The organism is Ilumatobacter sp., assembly GCF_049588435.1.
Classification (GTDB): Bacteria; Actinomycetota; Acidimicrobiia; order Acidimicrobiales; family Ilumatobacteraceae; genus Ilumatobacter_A.
The window spans coordinates 1-22,050 of the sequence record NZ_JBAVYV010000324.1; the positions used below are offsets into that span (position 1 = coordinate 1).

Here is a 22,050-nt window from a genome sequence, read left to right on the forward strand (position 1 = left end):
GACGATCGCCGTCTTACCGACACCCGGCTCGCCGATGTGGACCGGGTTGTTCTTCGTGCGACGCGAGAGGACCTGGATCGCGCGACGGATCTCCTCGTCGCGTCCGATGACCGGGTCGATCTTGCCGGCCGCCGCGAGGGCGGTGAGGTCCTGGCCGTACTTCTCGAGCGCGGCGAACTTCTCCTCGGGATTCTGATCGGTCACGCGGTGTGAGCCGCGGACCGCCTGCATCGCCTGCATGACCTCTTCGGAGCCCATGTCGAGGCGGTCGTTCATCGCCAGCAGCAGGTGTTCGACGGAGAGGTAGTCGTCCTTGAAGTCCTGCTGGTACTTCTCGGCGTTGGCGACCGTGTTGGTGAGCTCCTTGCTCATCCGCGGTTCGCTCCCGCCGTACGCGTTCGGAAGTCGCGTGACCGCTTCGTCGGCGTCGTTGCGCACCATCAGCGGTGCGAGACCGAGCTTCGCGAGGACCGCCGGCACGATCGTGCCCTCTTGGCGCATCATCGCCGACAGCACATGGTCGGGGGTCAACTCCGGGTTGGAACGCGCCTTGGCGTCGTCGATCGCGGCCGAGAACGCCTCCTGGGTCTTGATGGTCCACTTCTTCGGATCGAACGCCATACCTTCCACACCTTTCTGGTCACTCAGCAAACTTGAGTGTTATTGTATCAACTTCTACTGAGACTCCCGACCGCGGTTCCGATCGATTTCTCGATCCTGTCCCGCCATGATGGTCGTCGTGAACGAATCAGTCGACACGACCGCGCGAATTCCGGCCCCCGGCTTCACGCCGCGGGTCTCGATCCTCGACCTCGCGATCATCGGTCGCGGTCAGACCGCGGCCGATGCCTTCGCCAACAGCGTCGCACTGGCCCGACGCGCCGAGGCCCGCGGCTACGAGCGGGTCTGGTACGCCGAGCACCACAACATGGCGGCGATCGCGTCGTCTGCGACCAGCGTGCTGATCGGCCACATCGCGGCGCACACGTCGACGATTCGTCTCGGTGCCGGTGGGATCATGCTCCCCAACCACTCCCCGCTCACGATCGCCGAACAGTTCGGCACGCTCGAGACCCTGCACCCCGGTCGTATCGACCTCGGCCTGGGCCGGGCACCGGGGAGCGACCAGACGACCGCACGCGCGATGCGGCGCGACCTCCGAGCATCGGACCAGTTCCCCGACGACGTACGCGAACTGCAGGCGTACCTCGGCGGTGAGTCGCTCGTCCAGGGCGTCACCGCCGTTCCGGGTGCCGGAACCAACGTTCCGCTGTACATCCTCGGCTCATCACTGTTCGGCGCCCGCCTCGCAGCGTCGCTCGGGCTCCCGTACGCGTTCGCATCCCACTTCGCGCCCGGTGCGCTGCTCCAGGCCGTCGAGCTCTACCGCAGCGAGTTCCAGCCCTCGACTCAACTCGCCGAGCCGTACGCGATCGCCGGCGTCAACGTGATCGCCGCCGACGACGACGAGCACGCACAGCAGCAGTTCACGATGGTCCGGCGCACACGCGTCGCCCGGTTCCTGACCCCGGGGCGCGACCTCACCGACGAACAGGCCGACGCAGTTCTCGCATCACCGCAGGGTCAGCAGCTCGCTCAGATGATGCACTACTCCGCCGTCGGGGTGGCATCCGAGGTCGCGAGCTACATCACCGAGTTCGCACATCACGCCGGTGTCGACGAGGTCATCACCGCGCACGCGTCGCCGACGATCGACGATCGTCTGCGCTCCGTCGACCTCGTCGCCGACGCGCTCGACCCCGTCACGATCTGACCCCACCCCGCCCTCTCCGTTCGCGTGAGGTGTGTGCGCCCGACGAGCGCAGACACCTCACGCGAACGGATGATCTCGGCGGACCGGGGCCGTCAGGGGCGGGTGAGGAGTTCGGCGATCGAGTCTCGACGGTCGACGAGGTCCTTGTAGCGGGCGATCCCGGAGGGCATCGCTGCGACGGCACCGGCGATCGCCGCCGCCGACTCGCCGTCGCGCAGCACGGACGCGATCGGTGCGATGTAGGTCCGGATCGTGAACAGGACGCAGCCGGTGGTCGGGAATCGGCGGAGTGTCTCGCGTTCGACGCGGACGAACAGGTCGGCCGCCGCGGGTTCGACCGGGCGGGGCGCGCCCGTTCCGTCGCCCGGCGTGAACCCGTCCGCCACATCGATGATCCCCCAACCCAACCGCCAGAACGAACGGTCGGGCGTGAGCCGCTCGAGGAAGCGGTCAACGGCCGGTTCGAGTTGATCGTTGAGACCTGCGACCGGAGCGTGGACCTCGGCCATCGTGCGGCCCAACTTCGAGCGCAGGTCCCATCGGTTCGGGAAACACACCGAGCCTCCCCCGAAGATGAGCCGGCCCTCGCGCTCGACCATCATCACGAGGTCCTCGGGGACCAGCCGGCTCGCCGCCTCGAGTGGATGCAGCACGTCGTCGAGACACACGTCGGCGCAGCGCGCCGGCCATCGGTGACGAAGGTGGTGGAGAACGGCCTCGGCGATCTCGCGGGATTCGTACTCGACGTCGTCGCGCACGACGAATGCGGTCCGGTGGTGGTCGGCCAGCACTCGCTCCTTCTGTGCGATCCAGCCGCCAGGACCATCTGCGTCGGGTCCCAGTTCGATCCAGTCGTCCAGGTCGAGCGGCCGCACGCCCAGCCGCCAGCGGAACTCCCCGTCGACGACCGACCCGCGCTCGCGCCACGGCGTGTACGGCAACTCGTCGACCAACGACACGCCCACGAGCGTACGGGGTCGCGTCGTCGGGGCGCCTCCGGAGCAGAGTCGCCCCGACGGAGCCGGAACCGCTTCGCCGGCGGTTGGTTCGAGGAGTTCCTCGGCGACGCCTCGTTCGTGATCGCCGCCAGGCCCAGGTGCTCAGCGAACGTCGTCGAGGGAACTGCCCGCCGGCGGCGGCTCGAGAGTCTGCGGCCGTTCGGCCGTCGGATCGGGGGTTCCACCGAGGAAATCGACGACGCTGAGCGTGTGGCGACCGTAGCGTCGATCAAATCGTCGGGCTCGACGAGTCGCTCGTTCCATCTTGTCCGCGCCGTACCGACGCGTCGCCCAACGAGAGCCCGGTCGAGCGATCTGAGGGGCGACGATGATCGACACCAGCGGAACGAACGCACCGACGAGCGCCACTGCGTATCGTCCCTTGGCGACCAGGATCAGAACCAATGCGATGTGGAGCGCCAACACGACAAACGTTCCGGCGAGGGCAGCGAGATCCGCGCCGTTCTCCTCGGACAGCTGGAAGGGATTCAACCCCAGAACGGTCAGGCCGAGCACGGCCACCGCGAGCGAGACCATCTGGATCGACAGGCGGCCCTCCTCGCTCCAGTAGACGTCGTCGAGGCGGAGGATGAGCGCGAACTCGTCCAGCACGAGTGACGTGCCGACGCCGACCAGGATCCCGGCGATCTCGGCCCATCCGTCGGCTCGTCCCGATCCGACGGCGATGAACGCGCCGGCGATCAGGATCACGACCCCGGGCACCGCGTGGTGAACGTGGATGCCCGACTCGCTCACGTTGTTGCGGAATGGCCCGCGACCCGCGCGAATCATTCGAGTGATCGTGCGTGTCGTCAGGAACGTGGCGACGAAGGCCAACAGACACAGGAACAACGGAAGTCGTCCCGGATCCACGATTTGGTCTTGGAACCAGTTCGACACGCGGTCACAGTACGGCACGCGTCGTCTGGCCGACTGATCAGGAAGGGATCGCCGAGACGGTGATCTCATCAGCTCGGCCACACCCCCTCGGTAGCCTGGAGGGTTGATGGCACGACCGTCTCGGCATCGGCCACCGTACGTGGCACAGGGCACCTGGCGGTCGGGCGCGTTGCACGTGTGGGGCTGGAACGGCATCGACACGGCGTCGATGGCCTGGCTCTACTCCGGGTTCCGCACGATCGACTCCGATGGAACGCGCAGCGGGTGGCACGACTCGCCCGTGTCGTACGGTGCGATCGCGCGCATCAGCATCGACGTGCCCCAACGCCCGGCCCTCCACGCCGCCTCGGTCCAGCTCGACGCTCTCGCAACGGCGGTCTGGTTGTCCGAACTCCCGTCCGACAGCGCGGTGATTTCCGATTCGATCGCCTGGTTCGCCCGCGTCGCCGAGCTGGCGCGACGGGTGGTCTCGGCCGGTCGGATGTCGCCGATCGTCGTCGAGGAGGGTCCGTTCACCGTCGCCCGCTGGGTCCCCGAGGTCGACGACGACATCGCGGGACTCGTCACCGCGCTCGACATCGCTCAACCCCCGATCTGCACCGCCGGATCGGGGCACGACACCCGCAAGATCTTCGAATTGATGGTCGACGGCATCGCCCGGGCATCGTTGTCACAGGGAGGCTGGAAGGCCGACGTCGGCCGCGGTCGAAAGGGCTCGACCCAGGCCCTGCGGGCGGTCTTCGGGGCGCTCGCCAAGCCCGACCACGTCGTGCGTGGCGGAACCACCGAATTCGACCTCGCGCTCGGCCAACTGCGCGACGAACTCGACCGACACCGCCGCCGCCTGTCCGGAGAGCCGGTCGTGATCCCGCGCGTCCGCCTGCTGATGTCGCACGACCCCCACGACCCGTGGGAGGTGCGGCTCGAACTCGTCGACGACACCGATTCGATGCGCTGGTGCACGGCGGCCGATGTCTGGGATCGCAACGATCGCGCGACCGAGGTCGCCCGTGAGGAGCGCCACCTGCCCACGCTCGTCGGGCTCCTCAACGACGTCGTCGCGCGGATCGCGCCGGTCGTGCCCGGTCTCGCGGACCTCGCGGTCGAGCACGAACCCACCGGCGTCGAACTCGATCTGGAGACCGCGGAGGACTTCATCGACGTCGCTCCGTTCGAGCTCGAAAAGGCCGGCGTCGAGTTGATCGGACCCGAGCGCCTGATCCGCAACACCGTCCGCGTCGCCGGCGAGGCGACCCCGACCCCACAGGACGACCGCAAGAAGCAGTTCGGTCGCGAGGCACTCGTCGAGTGGAAGCTCGTCATCGGTGACGAGCAGATCTCCGACGCCGAACTCGAACGGGCCCAGGAAGCGGGCGCGACGCTGCTGCACACGGGCGATCGCTGGGTGCGGATCGACGCCGACGAACTCCGCCGCAAGCGCGACAAGCTCCGCGAGTTGGAGCAGACCCGCAGTCGCGTCACGCCACTCCAACTCCTCCAGCTCGCGAACGACGACGAGGCGACCGAGGAGCACCCGACGATCGTCGTGCACGGCGAGAGCGGCGACGTCGAGCTCGGCGCCGACCTCGATCCGAACGATCCGGCAGCGAATGCGCCGATGTCCGACACCGACTGGGTGCGCAACCTTCTCAACGGCCTGCCCGACGACCGCCTCGAGGAGGTCGTCGAGTCGAGCGATTTCGTGGGCGAACTGCGTCACTACCAACGACGCGGGCTCGCGTGGATGCAGTTCCTCTCGCGGCTCGGACTCGGCGGCTGCCTCGCGGACGACATGGGACTCGGCAAGACGGCGACCACGCTCGCGCACCTCGTCGAGCGGCCGGGTCCGCACCTGGTCGTGTGTCCGCTGTCGGTGGTGCGCAACTGGCATTCGGAGTCGCACCGGTTCACCCCGAAGCTCGAGGTGTCCGTCCACCACGGGTCGCAACGTGACAAGCAGCTCGAGTTGATCTCGAAGGCGATGAAGGCGCGTCCTGGCGACGACGCGTCGTCCGCAGACGAGATGTTCCTCGTCGATCCCGAGCTGCAGATCGTGATCACCACCTACGGACTCCTGCCCCGGGACCTCGAGCACCTCGGTGAGATCGACTGGACGACGGTCGTGCTCGACGAAGCCCAGATGGTGAAGAACCCGAACACCAAGGCGGCCCGCGCCGTGCGCCAACTCCGAGCCGACCAGAAGATCGCGCTCACCGGCACACCGGTCGAGAACCGACTCAGCGAACTCTGGTCGATCCTCGACGCCGTCAACCCCGGGATCCTCGGCGGACTCGAGCGATTCCGGAAGGATTTCGCGTCGCCGATCGAGCGCGCGACCGACCCCGAGGCCGCCGCCGACGCTGCTGGACGACTCCGCCGCATCACCGGCCCGTTCATCCTCCGCCGCACCAAGGCCGACAAGCGCCTGCTCCCCGATCTCCCCGACAAGATCGAGCAGATCGCCTACGCCAAGCTCACCAAGGAACAGGCGACCCTGTATCAACAGGTCGTCGATCAGCTCCTGGTCGATGCCGAACAGGCCAAGGGGATGCGCCGCCGCGGCCTCGTCCTCGCCGCCCTGATGCGGCTCAAGCAGATCTGCAACCACCCTGCGCACGCGCTCAAGGACGGCTCGCGCCTGGCGGGCCGGTCGGGCAAGCTCACCCGCTTCGACGAACTGGTCACCGACCTCCTCGAGCAGGGCGAACGAGCACTCGTGTTCACGCAGTTCCGCGAGATGGGCGACCTGCTGGTCCGCCACGTCAACGAACAGTTCTCATTCGACGCTCCGTTCCTCCACGGAGGTGTCTCGCGAACGCGTCGCGACTCGATGGTCGACCAGTTCCAGGACGGATCCGCTCCCCCGCTGCTGCTGGTCTCGCTCAAGGCCGGCGGGACCGGTCTCAACCTCACCGCCGCGAGCCAGGTCATCCACTACGACCGGTGGTGGAATCCGGCGGTCGAGGATCAGGCCACCGACCGGGCGTGGCGCATCGGACAGACGCAGACGGTCAACGTCCACAAACTGGTGTGTGAGGGCACGGTCGAGGAGAAGGTGAGCCAGGTGATCGACGACAAGCGCAAGCTGGCCGAACAGGTCGTCGGCACCGGGGAGGGCGAGGCCTGGATGTCCGAGCTGAGCACCGATCAACTGCGTGATCTCGTCGTCCTGGAGCAGGAGCTGTGAGCCGGCCACGCAAACCGTTCGGTGCGCAACAGCCAGGCCGTCTTCCCGCCACGATGATGAAGGTCCTCGCCGCCGAGATGAGCGACCCGCAGCGTCTCCGTCGTGGGAAGCAGTACGCGAAGAACGGATCGGTTCTCGACATCGTCGTCGAAGCAGGGGTCGTCACGTGCGAGGTCCAGGGATCGCGATCGACCCCCTACATCGCCTCGCTGGAGGTGACCGCCGGCGACGGCATGCCACTGCGCCGAGACGTGCAGTCGGTGTGCAACTGTCCCGACGACGGAAACTGGGACGACCACGCCTGCAAACACGTGGTCGCGACGATGTTCGTGTTCGCCGACGAGCTGCTGATCGAGCCGGAACTCCTCGATGTCTGGCGAGGCAACGAGCGGATCGATGTCGACGACGATCGCGATCACGCTCGGGATGACGATCCGATCGACGACGACCGAACCGAACCGACCGACACCGGCGACGAACTTCCCCGACGGCGGCGCCACCTCCAACTCGTGCGCGACGGCATGGAGCAGGGACGCGCCGAGCGTCGCGAGCAACACACCCGGCGTGAACGCGAGGCGCTGATCGACCCGATCGCCGACGTCCTCGAGATGCGTGACGGCGCGACGCTCCCCGACATCCCGCACCTCGAACGCGCGGAGGAACGACTCCCCCGTCGGCCCGAACTCGCGATGATCCTGCGCGACGCCTATCGACACCTCCACATCGACTGGGACTGACCGACCCTGCGTCCCGCCGTGGCGAGCCGCCACTCGATGCGACAGGTTCTACACTCGCAACGTGGCTGGCGAAATATCGGACGTCGTGAACGCGCTGATCGACAACGTCGACCAGGTCATCCGCGGAAAGCGGCACCAGATCCGACTTGCGCTGTGCTGCCTGCTCACCGAGGGCCATCTCCTCCTCGACGACGTCCCCGGTACCGGCAAGACCAGCCTCGCAAAGGCAATCGCGAACTCGATTGCCGGAGACTGGAAGCGAGTCCAGTTCACACCCGACCTCCTCCCGACCGACATCACCGGCGTCATGATCTACGACCAACGCAGCGGCCAGTTCACGTTCCGCGAAGGGCCGGTCTTCGCGAACGTGCTGATCGGGGACGAGATCAACCGCGGGAGCCCCAAGACCCAGTCGGCCCTGCTCGAGGTGATGGAGGAACGCCAGGTCACCGCCGACGGCACCAGCCGACCGGTGCCACGGCCGTTCTTCGTCATCGCAACCCAGAACCCGCGCGACTTCCAGGGGACCTTCCCGCTCCCCGACGTCCAGCTCGACCGTTTCGCGTTGCGGCTGACGCTCGGGTACGCGGACGAGGCCACCGAGGTCTCGATCCTCGAAGGATCCAACCGGGCACAGCGCAGCGAGGAACTCCGAGCGGTGACCGACACCGACGTCCTCGACCGGACGATCGCGGCGATCGACGACATCACCGTCGCCCATTCGATCCACGAGTACATCGTTCGTATCGCTGGTGCGACGCGCAACCACTCGGACCTGCGCCTCGGAGTGTCGACCCGCGGAACGCTCGCGCTCCTGCGGATCTCGCGCGCTTACGCCGCGACCGACGATCGCGAATTCGTGACTCCGGACGACGTGAAGTCCTTGGTGGCGCCCGTGTTCGGCCACCGTGTGGCACTGTCCGCCGAGGCCGAACTCCGCGGCGTCACCATCGACGCACTGTTGGCCGACATCGCCGACAGCATCCCGGTTCCTCGTACCAGCGGAGCCTGACCGATGCTGACGAGATCGGGACTCGGAGCGGTCCTCGTTTCGATCCTGCTGGCCGCATGCGGGCTCTGGTGGAGCTACGAGGAACTCCTGGTCGCCGCTGTCGGCATCGGGGCGATCGTCCTGGTCGCGGTGATCATGGCGCGACGCAGGTTGCGCGCCCGCGTCGACCGTCGCCTCCACGCCGTCCGCGTCCCCCGCGGTGACCCGGTCCGCGTGAAGTACCGGATCCGCAACGACACGAAGCATCGATCGGGTCGGGCGACCGTTCTCGATCGCATCGACGGGGCGACCATCGAGGTGCACGTCGATCCGGTCGACGCGGGCGACGTCGACGTCATCGATGCCACGTTGCCGACCCGACGTCGCGGGGTGTTCGAGCTCGGACCGCTCGATGTGCAGCGGGTCGACCCCTTCTTCCTCGCCGTCGGCAGGTGGCGCAGCGTCCAGGACGACGACCACGTCCAGAAGGTCACGGTGCATCCGAAAATCTACGAACTGATCGGTCCGCAGGGCTCGTCGCGGGTCATCGAGAACGAATCGATCGTGCGCCGGGCGGCCGCCGACCCACTCTCGGGATTCGTGTCGATGCGCGAGTACGTCTCGGGAGACGACCCGCGCATGATCCACTGGCCGACCACGGCGCGCACGGGGACGCTGATGGTGCGCGAGCACATCGAGGTCCGACGTCCCGAGTTCACGATCGTGGTCGACTCCGGACGAGACGTCGGGACCGACGACGACTTCGAGGAGGTCGTCGACGTCGCTGCGACGCTCGCCGTTCACGCGCTGCGGTCCGGGCTGGATGTCGTGGTTCGCACGACCGACCCTTCGCACGCCGGGAGTGAGCGGCCGATCATGGCAGAGGCCGACGTGCTCGACCTTCTGACGCCGATCCACCAGGTCGGCGATGCACTGCACGTCGCCGCGCTGTTCGGGAAGGGCTTCGACCACACGTCGGTGGTGATGATCACCGGTCCCGACGGTCCGACGACCCGACTGTCGGCTCACGACCGGATGACGACCGTCCGCGTCGGCGACGGCGCACAACCTGGCCTCGGGATCTCCGTCGCCGCTCAGGACGCTCCCGAGTTCGTGCAGCGATGGCGAGCGTGGAGTTGATCGGACGATGATCGACCTCCTTCGACTCCGGCTCGTTCTCGCCGGGGTGATGATGTGCCTCGTCGCCATCTCCGCCGGTGTCGTCTTCGACCAGCAGGAGTGGACGTTCCTGATCGCCCCCGTGATCGTCACCGTCGCTGCATGGTCGGTCTTCGCCCGCCGGTGGACCGGACGACTGGCGACCGGGGTCATCGCGATCGTTTCCGGGACGACACTCGTGGTGATCATCGCCGGCGGAGACGCGGCCGACGTGGTGGCCTCGTTCGGTTCGAGCACCCAGCGCCTGCTCTCCACCGAGTGGCCGAGTCCCGACCGACCGGAGCTGCTGGGAACGGTGGCAACCCTGCTGGGCATCGCCACGCTCGCGGCGGCCGAACTCACTCATCGAGCGCGCTTCCACCTCAGTCCGCTGTTGCCCGTCCTCGCCGCGCAGCTCCTCATCATTTCCCTGAGCGCCCCCCACGGGCCCCAGTGGTGGACCCTCACCGCCCTGGCGCTCCTCGCGGTCATCTTCACGATCATGCGTCCGGGTGCCGAGATGGAGCTCCGCGATCGTCTCGCCCTGCTGCGAGGTGAACGGCGCCTCATCCCGGCGGCCTGTCTCACGATCGGCGTCGCTGCGCTCGTTGCCGTCCCCCTGACGCTGTCCGGGCGTGCCGATCCCCGACGCAACGAGCCTGCCGCATCCTCGGCTTCCCTGATCGACCCGATCGAGGCGACGCTCGCCCTGCAGACGATCGAGCCGCCGATCGAGCTCCACGAACTGCAGGTCTCCAGCGATGTGGCGAACGGCCTCGATGCCGTACCGACCCGGTGGCGAACCGCTGCGTTGAGCCGCTACGACGGACGACGCTGGTCACCGAATCTGGTGCTTCGACCGATCGGTCGGCGGCTGAACCCACCGGCAGACGACGAGATCGACTACACGATCACGTTCGAGAACGACGACGTGCAGTTCGTTCCGCTTCCGGGTGCGCCGATCGTGATCGACGCACCGATCGAGACCGACGAGGCGCGCACCCTGGTCGGCCTCCTCGAGCGACCGGTGGCGGGTGACCCCTATCGGGTCACGGCCAGGGTCGAGCCGACACCGGAGGAGGCCGTGGGCTCGATCGGAGTCATCGAGGCCGACGAGAACACGACCGCACTGGCCGACCTGGCGCAGGGGTTGGCTCGCGAGGGGGGGGCCGAGGAGACGACCGACTTCCTCGAGCAGCTTCGCGGGATCGAAGCAACGATGCGCGAGGAGTTCGTGCTTCGAACCGACGCACCAGGAGGTGGCCTTCAGCGGCTGCTGATCGAACGGTTCCTCCGTGAAACCCGCCGCGGGAACGCCGAGCAGTTCGCGACCGCGTTCGTCTTGCTCGCTCGGTCCTTGGGAGTCGAAGCACGAGTGGCCACCGGCTACGAGATCGACCCAACGAACCTGGACACCACCGGAGACCTCGCGACTCTCACGATCCTCTCGACGGACGCCGCGGTGTGGCCCGAGGTCCGGATCGGTGACCGTTGGGTCGCATTCGATCCGACACCCCCCGAGGAGAGCACCGATTCGAGTCCGCCGCCCGTCGAGCCACAGGTGCAGACGCCGGCTCCACCGCAGCCACCGATCGACGAACCGCCGGACGCCGTCGACGATCCCGTCGTCGCCGACGAGGTGGTCGACGAGGGAACTCCCGCGCGCCTCTCGGTCATCGTGACCTACGCGCTCTACGTCGGCGTCGTCGTCGCGATCCTCCTCGTTCCGGTGCTGCTGTTCGTGCTGATCGTCCTCGGAGCGAAGCGGCGCCGGCGCCGACGCCGACTGTCGGGTTCGGCACGCGAACGGGTGCGCGGCGCGTGGTCGCTCGCAACGAATGCTCTGGTCGACGGCGGAATGTCGATCACCAAGAGCGAGACCAACGACGAGATCGCGATCGTCGCCGCCGGGTATGCCCCGAAGGCGACCCGTGAGCTTCGGCGGCTCGCGAGGCTGTCCAGCACGACGACCTTCGGTGACCCGACCCATCCCGAGCTGCTCGCAGACGACGCTGTCGCATGCCTGAATCAGGTCGAGGCCACGATGAGCGAAGGCCGGACGCGCCGTCAACGCATCGGGTGGCGCCTGAGCCTGCGGAGTCTCCGGTCCAGCACGACATCACCGGTGTGACACGGTCACACCCCGCCGACTCCGTTCGGATCCGCGCCGGTCGTCGGAGCGGCAGCCACGTCGACGGTCAGCGTCGCAACTCCCGACGTGAGTGAGCCATCCGACACGCGATACGAGACCGTGAACTGCCCGGGCTGTCGCGCACGAATTCGCAGGCGGGTTCCCTCGACCGACGCGACCACGCCGCCCGGGTCGACCAGGTCGACGACGGTGAGCTGATCGCCGTCAGGATCGGACACGTCCAGGCTGACGTCGGTTCGCTGACCGGCCGCCAACGAAACCGCTTGACTGCCCGCAACCGGAGGGGCGTTCGGGGGCAGCGTCGTGGTCGTCGTGGTCGTCGTGGTCGTCGTGGTCGTCGTCGGGGCGGCCGGGCCGATCACGGTCACCGTCGCCGGGTTGGAGACCGCACCAGCGGCGTCGGACACCGTGTACGAGAACGATGCCGAGCCGGTGCCGTTCGTCGTCTGCACGGTCACGTTCCCACCCGAGCGGGTCACCGTTCCCGTTCCACCGCCATCGAAGGTGACCGACGTCGGCAACGATTGGATCGTGAGCGCCGACGGCGGTCCGTCGGGATCGGAATCGTTGGCGAGCAGATTGGTCGTGCCGGAGCCGCTCGATGCGTCGATGGTGTCGGGAGCGGCCGATGGTGGGACGCTGACGACGTTGACGGTGATCCGACTCGTCGCGGTGAGGCCACCCGGATCGGAGATGACGGCCGTCCACGACCTCGCGCCGTACTCCGCGTCGCTCGGAACGGAGACGACGAGACGACCCGGTTCCACCGTCACCCAGCTCGGCGCCCCGACGACCGATGAGATCGTCAATGCCTCAGCATCGCTCCCGATCTGACCGACCGGGATCTCCGCGCTCGCCCCGCGACGGAGCGTGATGGCAGCGTCTTGACTCGTCGGACTCTGATTGACGTCGATGGTGATGACGCCGTTCGACTGCACGTCACACTCGTTGCGCACCCCGAATCGAATCGTCACGTTCCCGTTCTCGCCGGCGGGGGGTGTGTAGACACCGTTGGCGTACCCGGCTGGACCGACGACGTCGACGACAACACCGTTCTGTGCGTAGGCGGCGAGGTTCACGGCGATCGGTTGCTGGTAGCCGGTGCTGACGAAGGCACTGGTCGCGACCGGTTGCGACGCCTGACACGACGCGACGGTGACCCTCAGCATGGCCGTCGCGGTGCGGGAGCCGTCGCTCACCTGGTAGGTGATCGACGCGATGCCAGAACTCCCCGCTCGAGCCTGGAACGTGATCCCGGAGCCGGACACCGAGGCCGTCCCGAGTGACGAGTCCGGCCCGGAAACGATCGACAACGCGAGTGGATCCCCGTCGGGATCACTGTCGTTCTGCAGGACCGGCACCGTGACCGACGCTCCGTTCGCGATCGAGGCGTTGTCGTCGTTCGCAACCGGAGCGCGGTTCGCGGGTGGAGTCACGATCAGCACCACCGTGGACGACGCTGTCAGGCCCTCGCCATCGAGAATCGTGTACGTACCGGTCAGCACACCGACGAACGCTGGATCGGGTGTGATCGTCACCGCGGACCCGACCTGGGCAAGGGAGCCCCTCCCGCTGTTGAGCTGAGCCGAGGTGACGGTCAGCCCACCGGGTGATTCGTCCGGGTCGCGGTCGTTCGCGAGCACATCGATGGTGGTCGGAACTCCGGGTCCGACGATCTGGCGCGTATCGGGCCGAGCGATCGGAGCGACGTTCGCCTTGTCGGTCACCGAGATCTGGAACCGACCGGTCGCGAGCGCCCCGTCCGTGTCCTCGACCTGATAGGTGATCGTCGCCACACCCGGCCGCGAGCCGGCGTCGAAGGTGATCACGTTCCCGTTCCGGACCGCTGTTCCGAACGGCGGCTGGGTGGAGGATGTGACACGCAGGGAGGACGAGTCACCATCCGGATCGATGTCGTTGGCCGTGACGTCGACGCTGACCGTCCCCGAGGCCTTGACGGTCGCTGTGTCGTTCCGGGCGATGGGTGCCGCGTTGGTGAGGTCGGGATCGCTCACCGAGATCACGATGGTCGCGTCATCGGTGAGGTTCTGGGTGTTGGTGACCTCGTAGTGGCATCGGAACACACCGGTCTGGCCCCGTGGAGGGTCGTAGCGCACCTGTCCGTCGGCGGCGACCGTGGCGATTCCGCCTGCGGGGCAACCGGGTCGGCCCACGATGGTCGGGCGATCACCCGAGGGGTCGCCGTCGTTGCGCAGGACGTCGATCGTCACCGGCTTGTCGAGGAACGTGAACGCCGAATCGTCACGTGCGAACGGCGGCTCGGGAAGAGCCTCCGCGAGGACGTTCACCGTCACCTCGCCGTCGACCTCGTGAGCGTTGCCGTCGGACACGGTGTAGGTGAATCGGACGTTGGCGCCTTCCTCGCCATCGATCTGCGACGGAGTGAACTCGAGTTCGTTCCGTCCGCCGAACTCGACGGTCCCACCGGAGATCGGTTGGGTGAAGTCGATGACTGCGAGGGGGTCGCCGTCGGGATCGGAGTCGTTCGCCGTCACGTCGACGAGGATCGTCTGCCCGAGTACGACCGTCTCGAGATCGGCGGACACGATCGGGGGGCGGTTTGGTTCGCTGTCGTCGATCACCACCACGAGCACCGACCCGCGGACCTCGTGGCCCTGTCCGTCCTGGACCTCGTACTGGAACGTCACCCGCTCGCCGCTGCCGGCCAACGCGGTGACCGCGAGCTGTTCTCCCTGGACCTCGACATCCACGCCGGCCGGGAGCGGGCTCACCACCGACAGCACGAGTGCGTCACCATCGGGATCGAAGTCGTTCAGCAGCACCGGAACCGTCGTCGTCGAGTTGCGGCGCGTGCGCACCGCGTCGGCCTGCACGGTCGGACGGCGGTTGGGATCACCGCGTCGCGCGACCTCCACCGTCACCTCGACGGGCTCGCCGACCGCCCCGAACGTGTCGACCGGACGATACGAGAATCTGGCCGTCCCCTCGAACCCGGCGGTCGGTTTGTACTCGAGCGCCGGCAAGCCGGAGCGACCCTCGGTCTCGGTGACGGAACCGATCTCCGGATCTGCCGAGAAGGAGTCCAGTCGCAGGCCGTCGCGTTCGGGGTCGAGGTCGTTCACGAGCACATCGACGATCACGCCCGCCGACGGACCCGTCTCGGTGCGGTCCGCAGCACCTACCGGAGCGCGGTTGGTCCCGTCGATCGGAAGCAGCTCGATGATTACGCTCGCGGTCGCTTCGTTTCCGCCGCCGTCGACGATCGTGTAGGTGAATTCGTCGAGCCCGACATACCCCGCACGGGGGGTGTACACCACCGTGCTCGCAGTGCCGATGTCGACCAAGCCGTGGCTCGGTGACCCGACGGACGAGACGGCGACCGCCTCGCCGTCGGGGTCGAAGTCGTTCGCCGTCACCGCCACCGGGACCGATGCTCCCGAACGAGCGGTGACGGGATCGTCGACCGCGACGGGCGGGTCGTCGACTCCGTTGTCGTCCGGTTCGCGGACGTCGGGTTCGTCGGCGACTCCGTCGTCGGCACCGGCCGCGTTGCCTGAGTCGTCTCCCTCCTCGAGGATCTCCCCCTCATCGCCGATCAACAGCAAGGTGGAATCGTCCTTGTCGATGGCCTGGATCCCCCACGGGTGAACGGTCCACACGAAGTCGCCGTCGACGTCGTCGATCCAGATGACGTCGTTGGTCGCCGTGACGTCGAGCTGACTCGAGGGGTTCACGGTCAGCGGGGTTCCGAGCACCTCTTCGGTGTGCCAGTCGAACTGGACGACCTCGGTCGGACCGCGCCGGATCAACGCCGCAGCGTCGCCCGCGATCGCAAGCAGGTCCCCTCCGGCCACGCCGAGTCCGGGGATCGAGACCGTTTCGTCGATGCCATCCTCCGACACACACCACAGATCGTCGCCGCCACCGATCCATCCACAGTCGGCTTCGGGCCCCGGACGTTGGATGACCAGCTCGCTCGCGTCGATGTCGGTCGGAAGATCCTGCCAGTCACCGGAGGCGAGCCTGACGCGTCGTTCGGCCCGGTCGAGCACGAGCGGATCGTTGTCGACCAACGACAGCGACGCATCCGCCAGACCGAGGTCCTCCGTTGTGGTCGCCGTCGTGGACGCGCGTCCGAGCTCACCGTTCGAGAGCGACCAGATCGACCCGTCACGGGCGAGCGCGAGCGTCGTCGAGGTGTCGACGCCGGGGCCGTTGTCGGCATCGAAGGTGAAGTCGACCGGCTCCTCATTCGTCGGAAGCAGTGTCGCATCGCCCGTGCTCGGATCGGCGATGAGGAGACCGGACGAAGCCGCCTGGGCGATGGCCGAACCCTCCCCGAGTACTCCGAGTGCCCGGGGGGCGCCGAGACGCAGATCGGCGCTGTCGATCAGGCGGACTTCCGCGGTCGAATCGTCGACCAGGTAGCTCTCACCCCGGCCGTCCGCCACGAGCATCCCGTCGCCGGATGAGCCCACCTTGACACTGGCGAGAGCGCGCCCGCCGAACCCGTCGACCAGCACCACCCGACCGCTCGGGCTGTGCACGACCCAGCGTGTCGCGCGTGACGCGACGGCGTCGATCGCCGGGAGTCCGTCGGAGCGCAGAACGATCACCATGCCGGCCAATGCAAGCGCGAACACGACGACGGACGCGATCGTCTGACGCCACGACACGGCGGCGAGCGGCACGTGCATCTGCATCGCCTCCCACGCTAACTCCCACCGAGCACATCGACGGACCGCGTCGACCGAACGCGGAGAGCGGTCTCGGTGCCGTGCGCTTGATCGACGCGGCGATCGTCGCTCGTCCGCCCTCCCAACGCATCGATGATCACCGCGTCGTTGCTGCCGTCGTAGTGTCGTCGCGGATGGACGTCGTGGTGACCACCCCCCACGGTGATGCAGACATCGAGATCGTCGCAGCTCGCCCGCAGTCGACGCTCGCGGACCTGTTGCAGTCCGTCACCGGTCAATCTCCACCCGTGACGGCGAGAGTCGACGGACGGGCCGTGTCGTGCGCCACCCGGCTCACCGACGTCGCACTCGTGATCGGTTCGACGATCGATACCCGACCGACGGACACACCGGGTTCGATCTCCACCGGCTCGGTGGGTATCGTCCAACTGACCGGGCGCGGAGCGGGAACCGTCCGCAACCTGACGGTGGGGCGATACCTGGTCGGGAGTGCTCGGAGCCTGCAGGTCGATGAGCTCGGCGATGCGCCGGTCGAGACCGCGGCGTTCGAGATCGTGGTCGACGATGACGGCAGCGTCCGTGCCAGCCCGAGCGTGCACCTCGCCGGGGCACGCGGACCGGATGCTCCGACACTGGCGGGACGGCTGTTCGACCGGGAACTGCCCTGGGAGGAGGGTCAGCTCCACGTCGCCGGCCGCCGATTCGTGCTGGAGCAACCGCCGACGCCGGCCCCGCGCCGACGCCTGTCCGATCCGGCCGAGGACGGAACGGTTCCGTTTCGACGCAATGCGGCCGCACCGACCACACCGCGCCGGCTCGTCGTCAGCGCAGTTCGCGATGCCGCGACCGCCGGCGGACAACTCTGGCAGTGGCGGCCGGGGGACCGCGGAGCGTACGACATCCACTACGGCCTCCACCTCGACGGGGTCACGGCTGCGTCGGTCGATCTGTTGCGTCACCCCGGTGTCGCCGTGGTCGGATCCGAACGATTCACATCGGCGCTCACGCGCACAATGCTCATCGAAGCGTGCACGATGCACGGCCCGGCGTCGCTCGACCTGGTGATCGCATCGAACCCCGAGCTCAGTGGCCGTTGGAACTGGGCGCAGTGGCTCCCGCATCTGCGCGGCGGTCGTCCGACGAGCGCACCGATGCTCCTGACAGACCCGACCCGGATCGGCGAATGGGCCGAATCGCGAGCGCGCCCCCACGCAGCCGGGCGGCCGGGACGAACAACCCTGTTGATCATCGATGACACGTCTCTGTGGGACCGACGCGAGTCGCCACTCCACACGATGCTCACCGATCTTCCCGATGATGTACGGGTCGTCGCGCTGTGCGACAGCATCGACGACGCGCCGTCGATGTGTTCTCAGATCCTCGAGGAGATGAGCCCGAGCACGCAGCTCGCTTCGGAGTCCCGCGGCGGGACCTCTCGACCAGGGCTGTTCGGATCGCTCGTCGCTCAGCACAGCCGTGACGACCCCGCGACGACGGTGACGATCGACATCTCGCCGGCACTGGTCGAGGAGCCGCTCGCCCTGACGGTGGCTCGGCATCTCGCGCCGCTGGACGATCTCGATCGCGAACACGATCGTGGTCTCGACGCACCGATTCCACCCCCCAGCCTGACCGAGTTGGTCGAGTCCTCTGCCTCGAACAGCGATGACCCCTCGCGATTGACCGTGACGATCGGCGCCGCGGAGGCGGTCGACGCCGATGGTTTGTCGAGGCGCGACGTATCGCTCGAGCTCTCCGGACCGTTGTCGACGATCATCACGGCGTCCGACGCCGAGCACCACGATCTCGCCGTCGCCGCGATCGTTCTGGGCGCCGCGATCCAACGTCGGCCCGACGAGCTCGCCGTGGTCTACCTCGGAAGGGAGCGGCGACCCTGGCACGATCAGCTCCCGCACCTCGCTGGCTGGGCCGGACGCTCCGAGGCGCACGACCCCGAACGACTCGTCCACCGGATCGCCCACGTTGTCACCGAGCGGCCTGAACTGCACGTGCTCATCGTGGTCGAGCGAGCGTTCGACCAATCCGACCCCGTCGGTTCTGAGCTGATCACCGCCATGAACGAGCTGGCGGTGACGTTCGACAACGTTCACGTGATCTGGACCGGCGACCACCCCAGTTCGGTGTCGGCCTACGGACGGTCGAGTTGCGGTGCGCTCGTCTGGATCACCCCGACCGGCGATGGGACGCTGTGGTATCCCGATCGATCGTTCTCCTTCGTCGGCCTCGCTGCACACCCGGCGCCGATCTCTCACGCGACCGTGTTCGACGGGTCGGCCTTGCTCGTGCGACCGGCGGTGTCTGGGCGGACGCTGACCCCGCTCGAACGAAGGTTGGAACGTCAATCCCTGACCGCGGCCGGTGGGAGCGGGAGCGACGCGGCGATCACCGCGATCGCGCGAAGCATCGGTGATCGCGTCGACGAATCAGGCCGCGGCGAACACCACCGGCCGCTCCCGACGTTGCTGCCACCGCCGCTCCCCGTGCGTATCGATGCGACTGCGCTGTTCGCCCAGAACCCGGGCGACGCCGTTCCGATCGGGTTGATCGACCGGCCGGAACGGGCGGATCACGAAGCCCACTGGTGGCATCCGGGACGCGACGGCTCGGTCCTGGCGGTCGGCTCACCACGGTCGGCGATGACATCGCTGATCGACGTCATCGCGCTGGGTGTCGCAGCGAGGTACTCCGCCGACGACGTCCACGTCTACGCGATCGAGGCACCGGGCCGTCGCAGCAGCGCGCTCGAGGCGTTGCCGCACACCGGCCGCGTGGTCGATCCCAGCGGCGGTGACGACGTCGTCGAGCTGATCTCCGGACTCCGCTCGATGCTCACCGAGCGACTCCGACGACCGACCGATCTCGACCGTCCCGACGTCGTGCTGCTCATCAGCGACCTGGGGAGGATGCGTCGTGCGCTTCCCCCCGACGAGCTCGACACGACCTTCGAACAACTCGGCGAACTGGTCGCCTCGGGTGCCTGGGTGGGCATGAACGTCGTGGCCATCGCGGAGCGCGTGGACGATCTCGGTCCGCTCGACCGGCTGACCGGTGACCGCCTCGTCGGTCCGATGAGCGACCCCGACGACCGATCACGCCTCGGCGTCGGAGCAGTCGACGCCGCCGACCGACATCCGCGACGGTGCTGGTCGACGGCCGCCGCCCGACGTGTCCAACTCGCCACGCCACCCGATGACATCGGCCACCAGATCGATCTCCTCGCACCGGAACCCGCCCGCAATCGCCCGCCCGCGACGATCTCGGCACCGGATCGACCATGAACGATCACTCCGTACGCGGCCGTGGTGTCGGAATCGAGATCACCACCCATCTGGTTCGCGGGGCCCGCCTCGACCCGGACCGCGACGGTCGCGTCGCATCGGCGGCGGAGTTCTCGGTCGATTCGGCCGACGACGATGCGCTCCTCGACGGTCTGGTGCTGCTGCGAGCCGAACTCGGCGAGCCCGACGACCCGACACGGATCGCGACGTTCCCTTCCGGGACGACGATCCAACGCCTCGACGTCACCGGACGATCTGGAGCCGACCTGAAAGAACTGCGTGCGCACATGAACGCCCGGCACTCGATCGGGACGACGCTGATCGTCGACGACGGTCCCCGCCGGTGGATGCTGCTGATCCGTTGGGACGAGCACTCGATCGATCGCTTCGCGGACATCGCCCAGCGTGCCGGCTTCGTCGGCGGGGACGTCGAACCGAGCGCGCTCTCGCTCGCCCGGATCGCCGGAGCCGACGCGACCTACGTGCGACGACTCGTCGCACAGGGCGAGGCTCATCACGCCGTCGTCGCGAACCGACTGCCCGTCGCCGCCGTGTCGACGACCGCCACCGGCCGAGCACACCCGGACCTCGACATCGCCGTCTGCGACATCGCGCTCACCGCGTTCGACGAATTCCTCGATGACCTCGCGCTCACCGAGACGATCGATCGGGCTGCTGCCCGCGCCGACGCGACGCGTCGTTCCTCGTCGGCCGGGTCCTCGGTTCCGATCCTCGACCTCGCCGGCGTCGATTCTGTGTCGTACCCGGATCACGACGTTCGCTCACCGCAACGCCTCGTCGTCGCCCTCGGCGCCGCCGTGGGGGCCGCTGGCCTGGTCGGTCCGATCGACGTGCTGCAGAGAGTCGGGCCGCGCGCTGGAATCGGCGGCGACCCGTTCGATCGACCGTGGGCGATCGAGACGCTTCCCACTCGGGTCGATGATGCTCCCGGAGGCGGTGAGCGCGCCACACGGCGGTTCTGGAAGCGCCGGTCCGGCTGAGTCAGTCGCGGTCGAAGATGCTCGGTCGCTGACCGAACACGGCGACGGCCTGCTTGAGCGGGACCAGGTCACCACCGCCGCCCCCGCGGGCACCCGCCCGCTCGGCTTCGCGAATCGCGTGCAGCGCGATCTCGCGCGCCTGCTCGAGCTCCCTGCGCAACTGCACGTTCTCGTCCTCGAGCTGCATGACGCGGCGAATGCCCTCGAGGTTCATCCCCTCGTCCGTCAGTTCCGAGATCCGCCGCAGCAGTTCGATGTCGTCATCGCTGTATCGACGGTTTCCGCCTTGGGTCCGCGCCGGGGACACCAGGCCGCGACGCTCGTAGATCCGCAGGGTCTGGGGGTGCATGCCGGCGAGTTCTGCCGCGACCGAGATCACGTAGACCGCTTTCAGCTGATGCTTGCTCATGAGGACTCCTGCTCCGACGACACGGTACTCGCTGCGGCGAATGCCTCGACGGCCGCGCGCTGGGCGTCGTTCAACTCGCTGGGTACGACGACGTCGACGGTGACGATCAGATTGCCCGATGTCGCGCCGCGCTTCGTGATCCGCCCGATCCCCTTGCCCTTCACCCGGTGCCGTGAACCGGACTGGGTTCCGGCCTTGATGCGCAGCGTGACGTCCGGTCCGTCGAGCGTCGGCACCGCGACGTCTCCCCCGAGTGCCGCCTGGTCGAAGGTGACCGGGACGGTCACCGTCAGGTCATCGCCGTTGCGACCGAATCGCTGGTCGGGGGTGACGCTCAACTCGACGAGCAGATCACCGTTCGGACCCCCGTTGCGTCCGGGTGATCCTCGACCCTTGAGCCGGATCGTCTGACCGTCCTTCACGCCGGCGGGGATCCTGGTCTTCACGTCGCGTGGTCGCCGTTCGACGCCGGACCCCCGACACGTCTCACACGGCGACTCGATCGTGACGCCGTTGCCCTGGCACACCGTGCACGGTGCGCTCATCGCGAAGAAGCCCTGGTTGTCGTCGACGACACCACGCCCACCGCAGTTCTGACAGACCTGCGGACTGGTCCCAGGACGCGCTCCCGAGCCACCACAGGTCGAACACTGGGCATCGGTCGTGAGGTACAACGACGTCTCGAGCCCGCGGACTGCGTCCTCGAAGCTGACGGTGAGATGCGCTCGCAGGTCAGCTCCGCGGCGCGGACCGACGCCTGCAGCG

General features: G+C 67.9%; 14 protein-coding genes. 8 read left to right on the forward strand and 6 right to left on the reverse strand.

Features of this window, described 5'->3' with window-relative positions; translation table 11 throughout:
• A partial coding sequence (locus WBV89_RS12495) for a Clp protease N-terminal domain-containing protein (protein ID WP_423981681.1) occupies positions 1–621 on the reverse strand: 621 nt, incomplete at its 3' end.
• A gap of 109 nt (positions 622–730) precedes the next feature.
• On the opposite strand from WBV89_RS12495, the gene WBV89_RS12500 reads away from it, so the two are divergent.
• On the forward strand, positions 731–1,774 hold the full coding sequence (locus WBV89_RS12500) for an LLM class flavin-dependent oxidoreductase (RefSeq protein WP_423981694.1): 1,044 nt from the start codon (positions 731–733) through the stop codon (positions 1,772–1,774).
• 92 nt (positions 1,775–1,866) lie between these two features.
• On the opposite strand, the gene WBV89_RS12505 is transcribed toward WBV89_RS12500, so the two are convergent.
• Both WBV89_RS12505 and WBV89_RS12510 read right to left on the reverse strand, forming a co-directional pair.
• Positions 1,867–2,733: a heme-dependent oxidative N-demethylase family protein gene (locus WBV89_RS12505; RefSeq protein WP_423981682.1), complete on the reverse strand. Its 867-nt coding sequence runs from the start codon at positions 2,731–2,733 to the stop codon at positions 1,867–1,869.
• A 141-nt stretch (positions 2,734–2,874) separates the two neighbouring features.
• Complete coding sequence (locus WBV89_RS12510; RefSeq protein WP_423981683.1) at positions 2,875–3,672, reverse strand: hypothetical protein; 798 nt, start codon at positions 3,670–3,672, stop codon at positions 2,875–2,877.
• Positions 3,673–3,778: 106 nt separating this feature from the next.
• On the opposite strand from WBV89_RS12510, the gene WBV89_RS12515 reads away from it, so the two are divergent.
• The 5 genes from WBV89_RS12515 to WBV89_RS12535 all read left to right on the forward strand — a co-directional run bounded on the left by WBV89_RS12515 (position 3,779) and on the right by WBV89_RS12535 (position 11,876).
• Positions 3,779–6,859, forward strand: a complete 3,081-nt coding sequence (locus tag WBV89_RS12515) for a DEAD/DEAH box helicase (protein WP_423981684.1) — start codon at positions 3,779–3,781, stop codon at positions 6,857–6,859.
• The gene (locus WBV89_RS12520; protein WP_423981685.1) at positions 6,856–7,596 is read left to right on the forward strand and encodes a hypothetical protein; all 741 of its coding nucleotides are present in this window, start codon (positions 6,856–6,858) and stop codon (positions 7,594–7,596) included. Before WBV89_RS12515 ends, WBV89_RS12520 begins: the two co-directional genes overlap by 4 nt.
• A 61-nt stretch (positions 7,597–7,657) precedes the next feature.
• Complete coding sequence (locus tag WBV89_RS12525; protein WP_423981686.1) at positions 7,658–8,608, forward strand: AAA family ATPase; 951 nt, start codon at positions 7,658–7,660, stop codon at positions 8,606–8,608.
• A gap of 3 nt (positions 8,609–8,611) precedes the next feature.
• Entirely contained in the window at positions 8,612–9,727 is a 1,116-nt protein-coding gene (locus tag WBV89_RS12530; RefSeq protein WP_423981687.1) for a DUF58 domain-containing protein, read from the forward strand.
• A 7-nt stretch (positions 9,728–9,734) separates the two neighbouring features.
• A complete protein-coding gene (locus WBV89_RS12535; protein WP_423981688.1) occupies positions 9,735–11,876 on the forward strand; it encodes a transglutaminase domain-containing protein in 2,142 nt (713 codons plus the stop codon).
• Positions 11,877–11,881: 5 nt separating this feature from the next.
• Here WBV89_RS12535 and WBV89_RS12540 read toward each other — a convergent pair whose 3' ends face one another.
• Positions 11,882–16,582: an Ig-like domain-containing protein gene (locus WBV89_RS12540; RefSeq protein WP_423981689.1), complete on the reverse strand. Its 4,701-nt coding sequence runs from the start codon at positions 16,580–16,582 to the stop codon at positions 11,882–11,884.
• 167 nt (positions 16,583–16,749) lie between these two features.
• Here WBV89_RS12540 and WBV89_RS12545 point away from each other — a divergent pair, with 167 nt between their 5' ends.
• Both WBV89_RS12545 and WBV89_RS12550 read left to right on the forward strand, forming a co-directional pair.
• Entirely contained in the window at positions 16,750–19,875 is a 3,126-nt protein-coding gene (locus WBV89_RS12545; RefSeq protein WP_423981690.1) for a hypothetical protein, read from the forward strand.
• Positions 19,872–20,876 (forward strand): hypothetical protein, encoded by a 1,005-nt coding sequence (locus tag WBV89_RS12550; RefSeq protein ID WP_423981691.1) that lies wholly within the window; start codon positions 19,872–19,874, stop codon positions 20,874–20,876. The genes WBV89_RS12545 and WBV89_RS12550 overlap by 4 nt, the downstream gene beginning before the upstream one ends.
• A 1-nt stretch (position 20,877) precedes the next feature.
• Here WBV89_RS12550 and WBV89_RS12555 read toward each other — a convergent pair whose 3' ends face one another.
• Complete coding sequence (locus WBV89_RS12555; protein WP_423981692.1) at positions 20,878–21,285, reverse strand: heat shock protein transcriptional repressor HspR; 408 nt, start codon at positions 21,283–21,285, stop codon at positions 20,878–20,880.
• A partial coding sequence (locus WBV89_RS12560; RefSeq protein ID WP_423981693.1) for a DnaJ C-terminal domain-containing protein occupies positions 21,282–22,050 on the reverse strand: 769 nt, incomplete at its 5' end. The genes WBV89_RS12555 and WBV89_RS12560, both read right to left, overlap by 4 nt.